Source organism: Bifidobacterium sp. B4142 (assembly GCF_026537325.1).
Lineage (GTDB): Bacteria > Actinomycetota > Actinomycetes > Actinomycetales > Bifidobacteriaceae > Bombiscardovia.
In genome coordinates this window covers 38,625-55,051 of the sequence record NZ_JAFNMJ010000005.1, presented here as the reverse complement: position 1 = coordinate 55,051, position 16,427 = coordinate 38,625, and the positions used below count along the sequence as shown (strand labels likewise).

Sequence of the window (16,427 nt, the reverse complement as noted above, 5' to 3'; positions counted from 1 at the left end):
CGATCCTACTTGTTGAGCACTTTCTGCGGATCGGCGTCGAAGGTATCGACGCAGTTCTGCGAGCAGAAGTAGTAGGTCTTGCCCTGGTAGTCGCGCTTGGCTGCAGCTGTGTCGGGGTCGATGGACATGCCGCAGACCGGGTCGGTGACCTTCTCTGCTGCTGCCTGATCCTGCTGCATGTCGTCATGATGATGGAAGAGTCCCATCTCGTTTCCTTTCTCTTGGTTGTGTTCTTGGTGTGTGGAAATACTGAGGTCCCTGGTCAGGGCATCCATGTCGATTGGCTCGACCTCCTTGACCGGCCTGGCTTTTAGAGGCGTGTGCCGCAACCTGTTGGCGTTGAGCACCACCGACAGGGAGGAGAATGCCATGGCCGCCCCGGCGATCATAGGGTTGAGCAGGAGGCCGATGAAGGGGTAGAGCACCCCGGCGGCGATGGGGATGCCCAGCCCGTTGTATCCGAAGGCGAACCAGAGGTTCTGGTGAATGTTGCGCATGGTCGCAGCAGAGAGGTCAATGGCCTTGACGGCCGCGTTCAGGTCGCCCGAGACCAGGGTCACGTCGGCGGATTCGATGGCCACGTCCGTACCGGTGCCGATGGCCATGCCCAGGTCGGCCTGGGCCAGGGCCGGGGCGTCGTTGATGCCGTCGCCGATCATGGCCACCTTGTGCCCCTGAGCCTGAAGGGCCTTGACGATGCTCGCCTTGTCTTCAGGGTGGATCTGCGCAACCACCCGGGTGACACCCACCTGCCCCCCGACCTGTTCGGCAGTGCCCTGGTTGTCGCCAGTCAGCATGATGGTCTGGATGCCGCGCTCGTTCATGTCGTGGATGGCCTGCTTGGAGCCGGACTTGACCTGGTCAGTCACGGCCAGGACTCCGGCAAGCTCGCCGTCGATGGCCACGAAGATGGTCGTACGGCCCTGGCCCTCCCAGCCGCGGGCGGTGTCGAAGAGGGATTGCGCGCCTGCCTGGTCTGACGTTTCGCTTTCCAGCTCGATTCCCTTGTCCTCGAGCAGCTTGCGGTTGCCGACAAGGACATGCGAGGTGCCCTTGCATCCTTCGAAGGATCCGGAGGGGAAGGTTGCATCGATGCCTGCCCCGGTGACCGAATCGAAGTCCTTGACCGGGACCAGCTTTAGATTGCGGCCCTTGGCAGCCTGGACGATGGCCTGGGCCAGGGGGTGTTCTGAATCGCTCTCGGCGCTCGCGGCCGCTCTTATTAGCAGGTCCTCATCCATTCCCTGCACGCTCAGGGCATCAGCCAGTTCAGGCCTGCCCTGGGTGATGGTGCCGGTCTTGTCGAGGACGATGGTATCGATGTCATGCGCTCCCTGCAAGGCTTCCGCCGATCGGTAGAGCACTCCGGCACGGGCGCCGCGTCCGGTGCCGATCGTCACGGATAGCGGAGTGGCCAAGCCCAGGGCACAGGGGCAGGCGATGACTAGGACGGAGACCGCCGCCACGATTCCATATACTCCGCGTGGCATGGGGCCGAAGGCCCACCAGGCCACGAAGGTCCAGAGCGCCACAAGAATTACCCCGGGGATGAAGATGGACGATATTCGGTCGGCCAGCTTCTGGATGGGCGCCTTGGAGGTCTGAGCCGTCTTGACCAGCCGGATGATTTGGGCCAGAACCGTGTCCTGCCCTACCTGGGTGGCCCTGTATCGCAGAGAACCTGTGCTGTTGACGGTGGCTCCGACGAGGGAATCGCCCTCCTGCTTGAGCACGGGCATGGGCTCGCCGGTCACCATGGATTCGTCCACAGAGGATGATCCCGAAATGACCTGACCATCCACCGGCAGCTTCTCGCCCGGATGGACCTGAATCACGTCTCCGACGGCCACATCATCGACGGCGATCTCCTGGGTGGCCTCCCTGCCGTCCTGGTCGGTCCTCACCACGGTGGCTGTCTTGGGCCTCAGTCCGACAAGGGCGCGGATGGCGTCACCAGTGCCGCGCCGGGCCCGTGCCTCCAGGATCTGGCCGAGGATCATCAGCGTGATGATGGTGCCCACGGCCTCGTAGTAGGGTTCGCGGCTTCCCTCAGGCAAAAGTTGCGGGGCCACAGTGACCACCAGTGAGTACAGGAAGGCCGTGGCAGTGCCCAGGGCAACCAGGGAGTTCATCTCCGGTGCCCGGTGTGCCAGCGCCAGCCATCCGGTGCGGTGGATGGGCCAGCCCGAATAGAACATCACTGGCAGTATCAGGACCAGCTGGACCCAGGGGTTCATCAGAATGTGGGGCATGGGCAGGAACATGCCGAACATGGCCGGAATGAAGACCGGGAGCGTGAAGACCAGGGCTACGATGAATCGCCTGGTCAGATCGCGGATTTCTGCCGTACGCTCCTTATCCGCCTCGTCCTGGTCGCTGCCGCCATTGGCTTGAGCGGGCTTGGCGGATTCGGTCTGTGGTGAATGCTCGTCTTGCGACTGGCTGCTTCGTGCTTGTTCGGATTGTGCCTCGGCACTGACGGTCGTCGGTCCATCGGTGGCCCGGAGCATCCCGTGAAGCATGTTCATCCCACAGGCGAAGGGGTAGTCGCCGGCCTTGGGTGGGGTCAGCTGGACAGTCGAGGTTTGGAAGGCGGGCAAGGTCTTGTCGATGTTGAAACCGTTGAAGACCACGTGCGAGGAGCATTCCCCGCTCTCCTGGCGGTCGAAGACCAGCTTGACCGGTCGCCCGGCCTGAACCTGGATCAGCTGGGGGCTGTATCCGCCCTTGACTGTGATGTGGACGGTCTGGATGCCGCCCTCATCCTTGGCTTGGGTGGCCTTTCTGGGCGCGAAGAAGTACCAGATGATGCCCGCCGTGATGACCAGGGCTGCGACAAGGACCAGGATGCTGCTCATGTGGTCCACTATACCCCCCTGGGGTATACTGATAGTGGATTTCGAGACGGGTTTCATGGATTCGGGTCGGTCCCGGTTCCGCCATGCAGACCATTGACTAGGAATGGAGTGAATCGTGCCCGGATATGCCAACGATAAAAAGCGGACCATTACCAGACTCCGGCGTGTCGAGGGCCAGGTCAGGGCCATCGAGCAGATGGTCGAGTCAGACACTTACTGCATCGATATTCTCACTCAGATTGCCGCCTCGACCAGCGCCCTGAAGTCGGTGGCCCTAACCCTGCTGGACGACCACATGAACCACTGCGTCCGCGAAGCTGCCGAAAAGGGAGGTGAAGAGGCCGACGAGAAGATGGAGGAGGCCTCCGAGGCCATCGCCCGCCTGGTCCGTTCTTAGCAATCCTCGTCAGACAGGCCTAATCTGCCCGGGAATAGCAGTCCATAAGCAACGGGTATAGGCATTCTTCCGGGAATCGTTGGACTTCCGCCGCTCTCCTGTTAGATTGAACCCCAACCCCAGGCCGTTTGGTCCTGGGGAGGAGAGATCGATGAGGGAGAGGCAATGTCGGAAACGAGTTGGGATTGGGCGGCCCTGATAGTGGTCGTCATTCTCTTTGTGGGGCTGGCCCTGCTGAGCAGGAGGACCAAGGTCAACTTCAGTTGGCGGGTCATCATAGCGACGGTGCTGGGAATCCTGGTGGGTGTGGGCTTCTCAGGTCACACGACCTATGTGGGGGCATTCGGCAACGTTTGGTCCGAGGTCATTTCGGCCTTGGTGGTGCCGCTCCTGCTCTTCAGCATCATCGCCAGCATCAGCCGTATCGGCGGGTCCGGTCGGCTGAAAAACATCAGTCTGAAAACCATCGTTCTGCTCCTGGTCAACACCTTCACAGCAGCCGTGATCGCCCTGGTTCTGGGGCTGCTCTTCCAGGTCGGCAAGGGGTTCGACCAGGCCCTGCCCAAGGGGGCCAAGCCTCACGAGGTGCCAGGGGTGCTTGACACCCTGGTCGGTCTCTTCCCCTCGAATCTGGCTGAAAACTGGGCCCAGAACCAGGTCATTCCTGTCGTGATCTTCGCCATCCTCCTGGCGGTCTCTCTGAACAAGGCCGCCTCAACCCCGCGCGGCGAGCAGAGTGTGGCCCCCTTCAAGGCTTTCGTGGAAGCCGGCAATGTGGTCCTGTCCAAGGCCACCCAAATCGTCGTTGGCTTCACCCCCTATGCGGTCCTGTCCCTGATCGCAGCCGCCATCGGTCGAAGCAACCTGAAGACCCTTCTGCCCCTGTTGGCTGTCCTCTTGGTGTCCTACCTGGGCTTGGCTATTCAGCTCTTCCTAGTCCAACCCCTGATCCTGGCCCTGGTCGGCCGGGTCAATCCTCTGCCCTTCTTCCGCTCCCTTTGGCCGGCGGGCGTGGTGGCCTTCACCTCCGAGAGCAGCATCGGTACCATCCCAGTCACAGTCCGTCAGTTGCGTTCCGCTGGTGTTCCTGAAGAGACGGCCTCCTTTGTGGCCAGTCTGGGAGCCAATCTGGGCATGCCAGGATGCGCCGGGCTCTGGCCCGTTCTTCTGGCGGTTTTCGCTATCAATGCTCAGGGGATTCCTTACTCCCCTCTTCGTTTTGCGCTCCTGATCGTCTTTGCTCTGGTGGTTTCCGTGGGGACGGTGGGTGTGCCAGGCACAGCTACGATCACCGCCACCTCCCTCTTCACAGCAGCTGGCCTGCCCGTACCCTTCATCGCTATCATGCAACCTATTTCCCAGCTGGTGGATATGGGCCGCACGCTGGTGAACGTAGCAGGTGCCGCCAATACGGCAGTCATCGTGGCCAGGACCGAGAACGAGCTGGACCTCGACCTCTACAAGGGCCGCAAGGTCTTCGACGACCAGGACATCGAGTGACTGGTCTGTATGATCAAAAGCTGCATGGTCGGGCGGCAGGCGGCAAGAGGATGAACCATCCTGACCCGACTTGCGGCGGCCAGAAGGCCGGATAGCCAGAACGGCCTCAGCTGTAATTCGACCAATAAAAAATGTCTTCGACTGACATCAATCAGTCGAAGACATTTCCATTTCTTCGTGCGAACGGAGGGAGTTGAACCCTCACGAGCATCAGCTCACTGCCACCTGAAGACAGCGCGTCTACCATTCCGCCACGTTCGCAGACAACTGGAAAGGTTAGCACGGTTGTCTGCGCGGCGCAATAATGGCGTGTTGGTTCAGCCCTTGGATCCGTGGGCGTAGAACCTGGCCAGCGTCTTCTTCTTATATTCGTCGAAGTAGCCGCCGTCAATGGACTGGCGGATCTCGTCCAGCAGCCTCACGAAGAAGCGTTCGTTGTGGATGGTGGCCAGCGTGTAGCCGTTGAGCTCATGGGCGCGAAGCAGATGGTCGATGTAGGCCCGGGAGTAGTGGGTGCAGGTGTAGCAGTCGCAGTCCTCTTCGATGGGTCTGAAATCGGCCTTGAACTGGGCGCGTTTGATGTTCCAGCGGCCGTCACGGGTGAAGACGGCCCCGTTGCGGCCGCAGCGAGCCGGGGATACGCAGTCGAAGGTGTCCCCGCCGTTTTCCACGCCTGCAAAGATGTCGTCCACGGCGGCGATGCCCAAGACGTGCCTGGGCCGGGATTCGGGCATTTCGTCGCAGATCCAGGCGCAGGTCTGCCCCAGCAGCCGTTTCTCTATGGCGCCCCCGATGCCCACGCCGTCAAAGTCCAGGGAGGCGATCTGGCGGGCGGCGCGTCGGCGGAGATCCTCGTAGTTGGCCCCTTGTACCACGCCGAACAGGGCCTGATAGGGCTTGCCGGTCCGCGCCTGGGTCAGCCTGTGGTGCTCATCCACGCAGCGCTTCGCCCACCGGAAGGTGCGCTCCACTGACTGTTCCTGGTAAGTGCGGGTGTTCATCAGTGTGGTCAGCTCGTCGAAGGAGAACATGATGTCGGCGCCGATGCGGTGCTGGATGCCCATGGAGATCTCAGCCGAGAAGCGGTGCCGGTCGCCGTTGAGCGGAGACTTGAAGGTGACTCCGTCCTCATCCACGAAAGCCAGGCGCTCCTTGCCCTCGGCGATCACCTGGTCCGACTTCATGCCGGTCACGTCCATGGCCAGTGTCTTCTTGAATCCCGCTCCCAGCGATAGGACCTGGAAGCCGCCCGAGTCGGTGTAGGTGGGGCCGTCCCAGTTCATGAACCGGGCCAGGCCGCCTGCTTGGTCCAGAATGTCGGGGCCGGGGCGTTCGAACAGGTGGAAGGCGTTGGCCAGCAGGACCTGGGCGCCCAGCTGACGCATTTGCTCTGGCAGAACGGCCTTCATGGCCGCCTGTGTGGCCACGGGGATGAATGCGGGGGTGTGGATGTCTCCGTGCGGAGTATGGATGATGCCGGTGCGGCCGTAGCGGCGGCCATTGCGTCCCAGGCCTTCGGGGCTGTCGGGCAAGCGGTTCAGGGTCTCGAATGAGAATGCGGTGCGGTCGCCGGGTCGGCCCGGTGTGGCTCCCAGCGGGTTGGTGATCAGGCTCATGGCTCCACTGTATCCAAGACATCCAACCGTCCTGCTGCTGCCCTGCGTACAGTCGATATGACTTTCATCCAACGTCCAGACAACATTCAGCATTTCGGCCCTAGACTTGGAAGCAATGCATGCGAGGACCCGCTTCGCCTGTCAGCCGGAAACGGCAAAAAGCGCGGGCGACGGGGTAGATTGACAAGCGTGACCGAATAGCAGGCAGTGGCATCGATCCGAAGGAGCAGAAATGGCTGAAGAGCATAAGGCCGACCCGTGGAGGGGCGGCGATGACGGTCAGTCCTGGCAGCCAAGCCACATCGAGCGCGGGGCCGCCGAGCAAGAGCAGGAGACGGGAGCCTCCACAGAACAGACCGACTCTGCTCAAGTCCCAGCGACAGAAGAAGGGGACCAGCAGACTCAGGCCTGGGACCAGAGGCCCACGACACCTATTGCCATGCCTGGTGGCGATGCACGGCCCGCGACTACAGAAAATGCGTCGAATGACAGTAGCGGCACCGGGACCTCAGCCTCCGCCTCCGGTGGCTCGACTGCGGGGCAGGATGCGCAGACGCAGCAGCAGCCTTACTATCGGCCAGCGCCCGAGTATGGTGCTTATGCTCCCGCAGGCTCGCGTCCACCTGCCAACAATCAGGGTCAGCAGCAGTCCAACCAGCAGTCCAACCAGGGGTATGGCTCTGGTCCTCGGCAGAGCTTCTTCGGACAATATGGACAGCCAGGCCAGTTCGGTCAGAATGGCCAGCCTCGCCAGAATGCCGGTCAGAACCCCCAGGGTGGCCGACCCGCCAGCCAGGGGCCCTACGTGCCCTTCGGAACTGGCGGCCCCAATGGTCGGCCCGGTCCTGCCAACAATGCCAGCAGCAGCATGAGCGGCACGGGCAAGTACGTCTTTACCGCCGTGGTGGCCGCCCTGGTGGCCGCAGCCCTCATGCTGGGCCTGGGCTGGGCGGCTCTGTCCAACGGGTGGATCACTCTGCCCTCGTCCTCCTCGCTCAGCGGGGTCTCCTCTAACTCCTCGGGCCAGGGCACGGCCAAGGTCGAGGGCGGGCAGGCTCCTGACTGGCAGGGCATCAGCAAGCAGGTCTCCGAGTCCGTGGTCTCCATCCAGGTGCAGACCAAGAGCGGGGTCGGGGCCGGATCGGGCGCGGTCTTCGATACTCAGGGCCATGTGGTCACCAACAACCACGTGGTCGATGGCGCCCAGGAGATCCACGTCACCCTCTCCAACGGGCAGATGTACACGGCCAAGGTTGTCGGTACCGACACCACAGCCGATCTGGCCATCCTCAGCCTGGATCAGGCGCCTTCCGACCTGAAGTCAGTGAAGTTCGCCGACTCCGAAAAGCTGGCCGTGGGCGAGAACGTCATGGCCATTGGCAACCCCCTGGGCTACGAGAATACGGCCACCACTGGCATCGTCTCGGCTCTGAACCGCCCGGTCTCGGTCATGGACGAGAGCAATAACAACCCCATCGTGACCAACGCGGTCCAGCTGGATGCGGCCATCAACCCCGGCAACTCGGGCGGTCCCACTTTCAACGCGGCCGGTGAGGTCATCGGGATCAACTCCTCCATCGCCTCCATGGCCTCCTCCAAATCTGAGGCAGGGTCCATCGGCATCGGATTCGCCATCCCATCCAACCTGGTCAAGCGGATTGCCGATGAAATCATCAAGGACGGCAAGGCTAAGCACGTCTCCCTGGGGGTCACCATCCAGAGCAGCACAGCCCAGGCCAACGGGGTCACCCGCGGCGGCGCCAAGGTCACCAATGTGGTTTCAGGTTCTCCGGCGGACAAGGCCGGCATCAAGGTCGGCGACACCATCGTGGCCTTCAATGGCCATGCCGTCAACAACAACTACTCCCTGCTGGGCTTCGTCAGGGCTGCCGCTTTCGGTGACTCGGTCAAGATCACCGTGGTGCGCGACGGCAAGACTGCCGAGGTGAATGCCACGCTTGACAGCGAGGAGCGGAACGTCCAAGGCAAGCCCAGGACCAACAGGAAGAACTCGGACGGCAGTGGCCAGGACGGTGGCTCCGACCAGGGCGGTTCGGGCGATGACGATGACTCCATGGATCCCTTCCGCTTCTTCTTCGGGCAGTGATCCGGGACTGAACCCAGGGGGCCGCACCCGTCACATGGCGGGTGCGGCCCCCTGTCGTATCCGCCATCCATCACTGGCTCTGGCGCGGTATAGGCTTGATGTACAAGAGGACAAGAGAGCTGTAATCCGGCTGCGGTCGACGGATCGACAAGTCCGGATCGGGGAAGTGGTCATGTCAAGAATTCTGCGTTTCGCCAAGAAGGTCCCCATGCTTTGGGTGGTTCTGGCCTGCGGACTGGCCATGGGCCTGCTCTGGCACCCCTATCGCCAGGCTGCCCAATGGCTGGTCGCCGTCCTGGTGGCCGTCTCGCTGGTTGACACCCTCAAGGGGATGATCGATGACGTGCGTCAGGGCCACGTGGGCGTGGACATCCTGGCCGTGGTAGCCATCCTCTCCACGCTCGCCGTTCGGCAATACTGGGCCAGTTGGGCTGTGGTCCTCATGCTCTATTCCGGCGACGCCATCGAACAGTACGCCGGGAACAAGGCGCAGAACAACCTGACCGTCTTGGTCCAGGCCGCCCCCCAGGTGGCCCACGTGGTCCAAGCAGATCTGCCGGAGGGGGAGCATACCCTTCCCAAAGAGAGCGACTGGAGCACGGTGGATGTCGATAAGGTCCGCCTGAACGACCTCCTGGTGGTCAAGCCGGGCGAGACCGTGCCCGTTGATGGCGAGCTGATCAGTCCCGCCGCCACCCTGGACATGTCCACCATCAATGGCGAACCCATGCCCCGCAGGCTCTACCAGGATGCCCAGGTCATGTCCGGGGCGGTCAATGGTTCGGGCACCTTCCTGATGCGGGCCCGGCAGCTGGCCCGGGATTCCCAGTACCAGCGAATCCTCAACCTGGTGCGCTCCGCCCAGAACTCGCGTGCTGCAGTCGTCAGAACAGCCGATCTGATGGCGGTGCCCTTCACTGTAGTGGCCTTCATCATCGCCTGCGTGGCCTGGATCATCTCCGGAGCGCCGACCCGGTTCGCCCAGGTTCTGGTCCTGGCCACCCCCTGCCCTCTGTTGATCGCCGCTCCTGTGGCCTACATGGCCGGGACGGGAAGGCTGGCCAAGGCGGGGCTGCTGATCAAGACCCAGGACGTGATTGAGAATCTGGGCCGGGTTTCGCACATTTTCTTCGATAAGACCGGCACGCTGACCGTCAGACGTCCCCAAGTGGTTCGAATCGATCTGCCTGACGGTGAGGGGCAGGAGGTCGATACGGACCGGATTCTGGCTATGGCGGGCGCTGTGGAGTCCTACTCGGTTCACATCCTGGCTAACGGGATTGCCGAGGCCGGGGCCGCAGTCCAGGAGCGTTTGCGTGCACAGAGCAGCGGTGAGGTCCATCTGCATGCGCGGGAGGTTCAGGAGGACTCTGGCAATGGGGTCCAGGGTTTGGTTGACGGCCATCAGGTCAAGGTGGGCAGGGCCGAATTCGTGGCTGGCGAGCAACCAAGCGATTCATTCGGCCCCCTGGCTCCTGACGAGATGGCCTCCTACATCGCTATAGACGGGGCCTTGGCCGCGCGAGTCGTCATGAAGGACGTGCCCAGGTCGGATGCCGCTCAGACCATCGCTCGGCTGCGGGAGCTGGGGATTACCCGCCTATCTATGGTCACTGGAGACAAGGAGGCCTCGGCCCGGATCATCGCCGACCAAGTGGGGATCACCGACGTGCATGCTGGCCTTTTCCCTGAGGACAAGGCCGATCTGATCGCCAAGGCCGCCAGGGAGGAGCCCAACCGGCAGCCCCTCTGGGACATCTGGCTGTCCAAGTTCCTAGGTGAATCGGTGACTAAATCCATCACCATGATGGTGGGGGACGGGGTCAACGATGCCCCGGTCCTGGCTGCCGCCGACGTGGGCATGGCCATCACCGACGGGACCACCACGGCCGCCTCTGAATCCGCCCAGGCCGTGATCATGAACGACGACATCGCCTGCCTGCCCAGGTCGATCACCATCGCCCGCAGGACCAAGCGGGTCATGCTCCAGGCGGTCATGCTGGGGCTGACCCTGGCCACGGTGGGCATGCTCTGCGCCGCCTTCGACCTGATCCCGGTGGTTGTCGGCGCCTTTACGCAGGAGGCCATCGACGTGGTTTCCATCCTCTGGGCCTTGACTGCGCTGATAGACCGGGGCTGAGGCCATTTCATGACGCTTGGTGAAAGTCCCGGGGATGGAGCCCGGCCAGCTCTGTCCCAGACCGTTGCTTTGCGTTAGGCTGGCAAACATGAGCGATAATAATGCCAACGATTCCACTATGCCTGCGTCGGCCAGCGACAAGGGAGCCGGCTCCCCGCTGCGCGTAGCCGTCATAGGCGCCGGGCCTGCAGGGGTCTATGCCTCCGATATCCTGTTGCGGCAGCTTCGGGAGAAGGGTGCAGGATTGGGCCTGGGCGACCGGGCCCGGATTGATCTGTTTGAGAAGCTGCCCGTTCCCTTCGGCCTGGTCCGTTATGGAGTAGCCCCGGACCATCCCAGCATCAAGTACATCGCCGGCGCCTTGGAGAAGACCCTGGATAACCCCGAGATCCACCTCTATGCGGATGTGGAGTTCGGCAAGGACATCAACCTGGATGATCTGCTTCAGCGCTACGATGTGGTCCTCTTCGCCACCGGTGCGGTGGACGACCGCCCCCTGGAGATCGCCGGGCACGAGCTTGATGGCGTTCACGGGGCCGCCCACTTCGTCGAATGGTATGACGGCTATCCTGACGCTGACCAGAACTGGCCCCTGGACGCCAAGCAGGTGGCCGTCATCGGAGGCGGGAACGTGGCCATGGATGTCTCCAGGATCCTGATGCGGCGGGCCGACGACCTTCTGGGCACCGACATCCCCGACAATGTCTACAAAGGGATTCAGGGCAACCAGGCCCGCGAGCTGCACATGTTCATCCGTCGCGGGCCGGCCCAGGCCAAGTTCTCGGTCCAGGAGCTGCGCGAACTGGAGAAGCTGCCCGGGGTGCAAATCGTCCTCGACGAGGAGGACTTCGACCTGGATCAGGAGACAATCGATCGGGCCGGTGCCGACAAGCTGACCCGGCAGATGCTGGAGGAGCTCTTCACCATCAGGGAGATGGCCGAGGACATGGCTGAGGACGGCGGAGTCGACTTCGAGGGCAATCCTGCCGATCGCCGTTTCTATATGCACTTCTATCGGATGCCTGCCGCAATCATCGGCCAGGATGGCACAGTGACAGGCATTCGCGTGGAGAAGACTAGGGTCACGCCCGAGGGCACCATGGAGGAGACCGGCCAGTACGAGGAGTACCTGGTTCAGGCCGTCTACCACGCCATCGGCTACAAGCCTGCCGAAGTTCCCGGCATTCCATACGATTTCTCCGGCTACACCCTCTCCAACGTCCACGGCCGGGTGACCACTGCTCCCGAGGAGCAGGGCGGCAGGTCCATCGACCGTCTCTACGCCACGGGCTGGGCCAAGAGGGGGCCCGTGGGTCTGATCGGATCCACCAAGTCCGATGCCCTGGAGACCATCGGCAACATGCTGGATGACCTGGCTGCCAGCCCGGATCATGGTCGCTTCGCCCAGGACCGGGACGACGATTCGATTGACCGCTTCCTGGCGGACAAGGGCATCCAGCCTATCGACTTCGCCGGCTGGAAGCGGGTGGATGCTTATGAGCGGGCCGAGGGCGCCAAGGTCGGCCGTGAGCACATCAAGGTCACCGACCCCGACCAGCTCCGCCAGCTCGCCCACGGCGAGTAAGCGAGCGGTCCTGGTTCGGCAGCGGCAGAATTTGGATGAGGTTCATGAATCCTCGTCCAAATCCTGTTTTCTTGGTCGGCACCACGGGGAGGGCATCTCGCAGAGTATTCAATCGCCTATACGGTTGAATCGTCCCTTTGTATTCGTTATCTTAAGGAGTGTGCCGGTTAAGCGTTGACGAACACACCCTAGATTCTCTAGTCCATGAAGTGGAACCATGCAGGTGAGTGGACAGCCAGGAGGCTGAACGATGAGGATAGCTGTCGTCTTTGGTGGGACCAGTACCGAACGCGAGGTATCGGTCGCTTCGGCTATTGAAGTCATTCGTGCGCTCCGTGAACGAGGCCACGAGGTCGTCGCCGTTGACAGTGCCCGTGGCAGATTGAGTTTGGAGGAGGAAGGCAGGCTGGCCCTTTCTTCATCGGCATCGACTTCCATCCAGAATCATCCAGGCGCCAAACAACTTGAGACATTGAAACGTGCACATTCTGAGGTGAATCTTTCGTCGGCGGTCCTGGACTGCGATTTGGTCTTCCTGGCCCTTCACGGTGGCTCTGGTGAGAACGGTCAGATCCAGGCCCTTTTAGAATTGGCTCAGATTCCGTTCACTGGGTCGGGAAGCACAGCAAGTGGCCTGGCCATGGATAAGGAGGTCTCGAAGAGGGTGGCTGGAAGTGCGGGCATCCTCACGCCTGAATGGTTGACGGGCTCCGTCGACGCGACTGAGGTTGAGGATCGTCTGGGCTGGCCAGTAGTAGTCAAACCGGATGCCGAAGGTTCCAGTGTCGGCCTGAGTATTGTGGACAATCCTGATGGTCTGCCTGCTGCTATTCAGGAGGCGGCTGCCTATGGCCAGGTGATCATAGAGCGTTTCATCACAGGCAGGGAGTTCACTGTCAGTGTTATCGGCGACTCTGCACTTCCAGTCGGTGAAATCGTCAAACCGGATGGGCAGGTCTTTGACTATGCCTCAAAGTACCAGAAGGACGGGGTGGATGAGATCTTCCCGGCCCGAATACCTGCAAGCTTGGCTGAACGGCTCCAAGAGGAGGCCGAGACTATTCACCGGGTTTTCAAACTGAGCGGTTACAGCCGCAGTGACTTCATTGTGGATGAAGAAGAACAGATCTGGTTCATGGAGGCCAACACTTTGCCCGGCCTGACGCGGTCCAGCCTCCTGCCCAAGGCAGCAGCTGCAGCTGGTATAAGTTTTGGCGATCTATGCGAACGGATCTGTCAGCTGGCTCTGGCTAAGGAATAAATCGCTCTTTGGCTCATGAAACTGCTCCGTCAAGCTTCTCCCGGGGTATGTGTTTCTGGTCTGACGTGTATGAAACCCGTGGGATGTACAGGCTTCGTTCAGCAGAAATTCAGCAGCATTGTCTACCATGGTGTCCATGAATGGCAAGCTGAAGGTTCACGGACATTTCAACGGCCTGAAAACGACGCTTTTGTTCGCCCTTATGTGGGTCGTTATTATGCTCATCTGGTGGCTGACGGGTGGCCGTCAGGGGACTCTAGGCATCTATATCCTCATAGGCCTGGCCACCACTTTCGGGTCCTACTGGTTCTCCGACAAGGTGGCGATCGCCTCCATGCATGCCCGGCCGGTCAGCGAGCAGGAGGCTCCCGACCTCTACCGTATCGTCCGAGAACTGTCGGGGAGGGCAGGCAAGCCCATGCCCCGTATATACATCGCCCCCACTGACTCTCCCAACGCTTTTGCCACAGGCCGTAACGAGCGCCATGCCGCCGTCTGCTGCACCCAGGGAATCCTGCGAATCCTCAACGAGCGTGAGATCCGCGGGGTGCTGGGCCACGAGCTCATGCACGTCTACAACCATGACATCCTGACTTCTGCAGTGGCTTCGGCCATGGCCACGGTCATCACCTATCTGGGATACTCTCTCATGTATTTCGGCGGCGACAGCAGGGACAGGGATAACGATTCCGGCGTCTTCGGCCTCCTGGGTGTGCTGATCAGCTCGATTCTGGCCCCCCTGGGCGCTTCCTTGATCCAGATGGCCATTTCCCGCACCCGTGAGTATGACGCCGACGAGGACGGCAGTCGGCTGACTGGGGACCCAGCGGCTCTGGCATCGGCGTTGAACAAAATATCCTACGGGTCTCAGGCTGTGCCCATGCCTCAGACTGCCGGCACCCAGAGCGCCGCCGCCATGATGATCGAAAATCCCTTCTCGGTCAAGGGGTTCAGCAGGCTCTTCTCCACTCATCCGCCCACGGAAGAGCGCATAGCCCGCCTGATGCAGATGAGTCAGGAGATGGGGCAGACCCAGGTGAATTCCGGGCATGAAACCCAGGTGGGGTACTGAGAGGCAGAGCAGCTTTGCGCTTCTGTCGATGGGAGATGATGCCTGGTATGACGGAGACCATCAATCTGGCCATCGTCGATGATCAGGAACTGGTCAGAGCAGGACTGGTCTCGATACTGGCTGATGAGGACGATATCAAGATCGTTGCGGATGCAGCCAGCGCCCGGGAGCTTCTGGAGCATCCTCGCCTGAGCGATGTCGATGTGGCCCTAGTTGACTGCCGGATGCCTGACATCGACGGGATTTGTCTCATTGGCATTCTGCGGAAAAGAGGACTGAAAGTCCGATGCGTCGCACTGACGGCATTCGATGAGGATGAGAATCTTGTGGGGAGCATCAAGGCTGGGGCATATGGGCACCTGCTCAAAGACGCCGATGCCGAGGAGATTATCGGTACTGTGCATAGGGTCTACAGGGGCGAACGCGTCCTTGGGGCTGCCGAGTCGGGCAGACTGATGGATCTCATTAGCAGGGAAGGAGTCGACGATGCCTGCGACTTCGATCGGACGGACCGTCAGATTATCGACATGATTGTGGCTGGCTCAACCAACAGGGAGATCGCCGATCGTCTATGCCTGGCTCTGGGCACGGTCAGGAACCGCGTCAGCAGCATTTTCGACAAGATCGGCGTGCGTAACCGCACCGAGTTGGCCATGACCTTAAGGCGGCCATGAGCCCGTCAGAGCCTGAGCCGTCTCAGGAGCGGAAACCAGGGTCCCTCCCATATGTAGGCCTGGTGGAGGTCGCCTCGTTCTGCTGCTCCTTCTTATGGTCAAAATACGGCAATCCGCTCAACTTCTTTCTCTTCCAGACTGCCATGATCTCGGCCTGGCTGGGTTATAGGCTGATTCGGCGACGTATTCCCGCCTTGATCTGCGGGGGCCTTCTCATCGTGGTTTGTCTTGCAGCCACCCTTTTCGACAATCCGCCGCAGATGTTTCTCACCGCCATCGTGACCGTGGATGTTCTCTTCGCATTCCCGGAGATCTGGACCTGGGTCTCAGTGGGAGGGGAAATTGCGGCCTATATTCTGCATATGGCATGGAAAAGCGGATGGCGGCAGGCCATCTGGGGCGATATGATCCTGAACTTGGCTCTGATTATCTTCTTCGCGGTGGCTTTCCTGTTTTATGCACGGGCCAGCCGTCTGCTTATTGAAAAGAACCGGCAGCTGGCCAGACAGTCGCTCACAATCGAGAGTCTGGCCTTGTCCAAGGAGCGGGCGGAAATGGCCTCGCAGATGCATGATTCGATTGGTCAGTACCTGTCGGCCATGCACATGGAGCTTGAAGCAGCACAAAGGACTCTGCACAAGGGTTTGTCCATCGACCGAGCCCTCGCTCATCTGGCTAAGGCCGAAGACATCGATAAGAAGGCTCTGGCTCAGGTACGTCAGCAGGCCAGGGCTTTGAATCCGGCCGTCTTTGGTGGGGAACTGACCGAGGAGTCGATTGTCAGTCTGGCAGACTCCTTTGAATCCACGGGTCTGCATGTGACCGCTACGGTGCATGGGAGCCTAGAGGGCCTGTCGTCGCAGAGCAAAGTCCTTATCTACCGGGCTTTGCAGGAGACTTTGACTAACGTGGTCCGTCACGCTCATGCCTCATCCGCCTCGATTGTCATTGATCTGGCACCAAGAACCCTCCGCCTGAGTGTGACGGACAACGGAGTAGGTCCTGGCGACGGATCCGTTCGGTTTGTGCCTGGCTTCGGCCTGTCCTCCCTGGAGCAGAGGGCGAAGGCCCTGGGCGGCTCTCTGGATGTGAGGCCGGCAGAGGCATCGGAGTCTCCCCATGGCACTAGGGTGGCGCTTTCTTTTCCGCTGGCTGCGCAATCCGGTAGGTAACTTCGGACCTTCGGCCAGGATGACGACTTCTGCAAGGCAGTGACA

General features: G+C 61.2%; 11 protein-coding genes and 1 tRNA gene. 9 read left to right on the top strand and 3 right to left on the bottom strand.

The window, feature by feature from the left end:
- Positions 1–5: 5 nt before the first annotated feature.
- Entirely contained in the window at positions 6–2,858 is a 2,853-nt protein-coding gene (locus J3U06_RS07810; RefSeq protein ID WP_267444831.1) for a heavy metal translocating P-type ATPase, read from the bottom strand.
- A 115-nt stretch (positions 2,859–2,973) separates the two neighbouring features.
- Here J3U06_RS07810 and J3U06_RS07805 point away from each other — a divergent pair, with 115 nt between their 5' ends.
- Positions 2,974–3,255 (top strand): metal-sensitive transcriptional regulator, encoded by a 282-nt coding sequence (locus J3U06_RS07805; protein WP_110416674.1) that lies wholly within the window; start codon positions 2,974–2,976, stop codon positions 3,253–3,255.
- A 165-nt stretch (positions 3,256–3,420) separates the two neighbouring features.
- Complete coding sequence (locus tag J3U06_RS07800) at positions 3,421–4,755, top strand: dicarboxylate/amino acid:cation symporter (protein WP_267430881.1); 1,335 nt, start codon at positions 3,421–3,423, stop codon at positions 4,753–4,755.
- A gap of 178 nt (positions 4,756–4,933) precedes the next feature.
- Here the strand turns inward: J3U06_RS07800 and J3U06_RS07795 are convergent.
- A tRNA-Leu gene (locus J3U06_RS07795) sits at positions 4,934–5,016 on the bottom strand.
- A gap of 56 nt (positions 5,017–5,072) precedes the next feature.
- The gene (tgt, locus tag J3U06_RS07790) at positions 5,073–6,371 is read right to left on the bottom strand and encodes a tRNA guanosine(34) transglycosylase Tgt (protein ID WP_267400995.1); all 1,299 of its coding nucleotides are present in this window, start codon (positions 6,369–6,371) and stop codon (positions 5,073–5,075) included.
- Between the two features lie 232 nt (positions 6,372–6,603).
- Here tgt and J3U06_RS07785 point away from each other — a divergent pair, with 232 nt between their 5' ends.
- From J3U06_RS07785 to J3U06_RS07755, 7 genes are all read left to right on the top strand, one after another.
- On the top strand, positions 6,604–8,478 hold the full coding sequence (locus J3U06_RS07785) for a S1C family serine protease (RefSeq protein ID WP_267444830.1): 1,875 nt from the start codon (positions 6,604–6,606) through the stop codon (positions 8,476–8,478).
- 172 nt (positions 8,479–8,650) lie between these two features.
- Positions 8,651–10,618, top strand: coding sequence for a heavy metal translocating P-type ATPase (locus J3U06_RS07780; protein WP_267444829.1), 1,968 nt, complete (start codon positions 8,651–8,653; stop codon positions 10,616–10,618).
- A gap of 118 nt (positions 10,619–10,736) precedes the next feature.
- The gene (locus J3U06_RS07775; protein WP_267444879.1) at positions 10,737–12,203 is read left to right on the top strand and encodes an FAD-dependent oxidoreductase; all 1,467 of its coding nucleotides are present in this window, start codon (positions 10,737–10,739) and stop codon (positions 12,201–12,203) included.
- A gap of 250 nt (positions 12,204–12,453) precedes the next feature.
- Positions 12,454–13,464: a D-alanine--D-alanine ligase family protein gene (locus J3U06_RS07770; protein ID WP_267444828.1), complete on the top strand. Its 1,011-nt coding sequence runs from the start codon at positions 12,454–12,456 to the stop codon at positions 13,462–13,464.
- Positions 13,465–13,600: 136 nt separating this feature from the next.
- Positions 13,601–14,536: a zinc metalloprotease HtpX gene (gene htpX, locus J3U06_RS07765; protein WP_267444827.1), complete on the top strand. Its 936-nt coding sequence runs from the start codon at positions 13,601–13,603 to the stop codon at positions 14,534–14,536.
- Positions 14,537–14,583: 47 nt separating this feature from the next.
- Entirely contained in the window at positions 14,584–15,210 is a 627-nt protein-coding gene (locus J3U06_RS07760; RefSeq protein ID WP_267400989.1) for a response regulator, read from the top strand.
- Positions 15,207–16,382: a sensor histidine kinase gene (locus J3U06_RS07755; protein WP_267444826.1), complete on the top strand. Its 1,176-nt coding sequence runs from the start codon at positions 15,207–15,209 to the stop codon at positions 16,380–16,382. The genes J3U06_RS07760 and J3U06_RS07755 overlap by 4 nt, the downstream gene beginning before the upstream one ends.
- Positions 16,383–16,427: the final 45 nt, after the last annotated feature.

What these genes read in the sequence shown, in the direction of transcription:
- J3U06_RS07810 (WP_267444831.1), bottom strand. Translation starts at nt 2,858, where the DNA reads ATGAGCAGCATCCTGGTCCTTGTCGCAGCCCTGGTCATCACGGCGGGC.
- J3U06_RS07800 (WP_267430881.1), top strand. Translation starts at nt 3,421, where the DNA reads ATGTCGGAAACGAGTTGGGATTGGGCGGCCCTGATAGTGGTCGTCATT.
- tgt (WP_267400995.1), bottom strand. Translation starts at nt 6,371, where the DNA reads ATGAGCCTGATCACCAACCCGCTGGGAGCCACACCGGGCCGACCCGGC.
- J3U06_RS07785 (WP_267444830.1), top strand. Translation starts at nt 6,604, where the DNA reads ATGGCTGAAGAGCATAAGGCCGACCCGTGGAGGGGCGGCGATGACGGT.
- J3U06_RS07780 (WP_267444829.1), top strand. Translation starts at nt 8,651, where the DNA reads ATGTCAAGAATTCTGCGTTTCGCCAAGAAGGTCCCCATGCTTTGGGTG.
- J3U06_RS07775 (WP_267444879.1), top strand. Translation starts at nt 10,737, where the DNA reads ATGCCTGCGTCGGCCAGCGACAAGGGAGCCGGCTCCCCGCTGCGCGTA.
- J3U06_RS07770 (WP_267444828.1), top strand. Translation starts at nt 12,454, where the DNA reads ATGAGGATAGCTGTCGTCTTTGGTGGGACCAGTACCGAACGCGAGGTA.
- htpX (WP_267444827.1), top strand. Translation starts at nt 13,601, where the DNA reads ATGAATGGCAAGCTGAAGGTTCACGGACATTTCAACGGCCTGAAAACG.
- J3U06_RS07760 (WP_267400989.1), top strand. Translation starts at nt 14,584, where the DNA reads ATGACGGAGACCATCAATCTGGCCATCGTCGATGATCAGGAACTGGTC.
- J3U06_RS07755 (WP_267444826.1), top strand. Translation starts at nt 15,207, where the DNA reads ATGAGCCCGTCAGAGCCTGAGCCGTCTCAGGAGCGGAAACCAGGGTCC.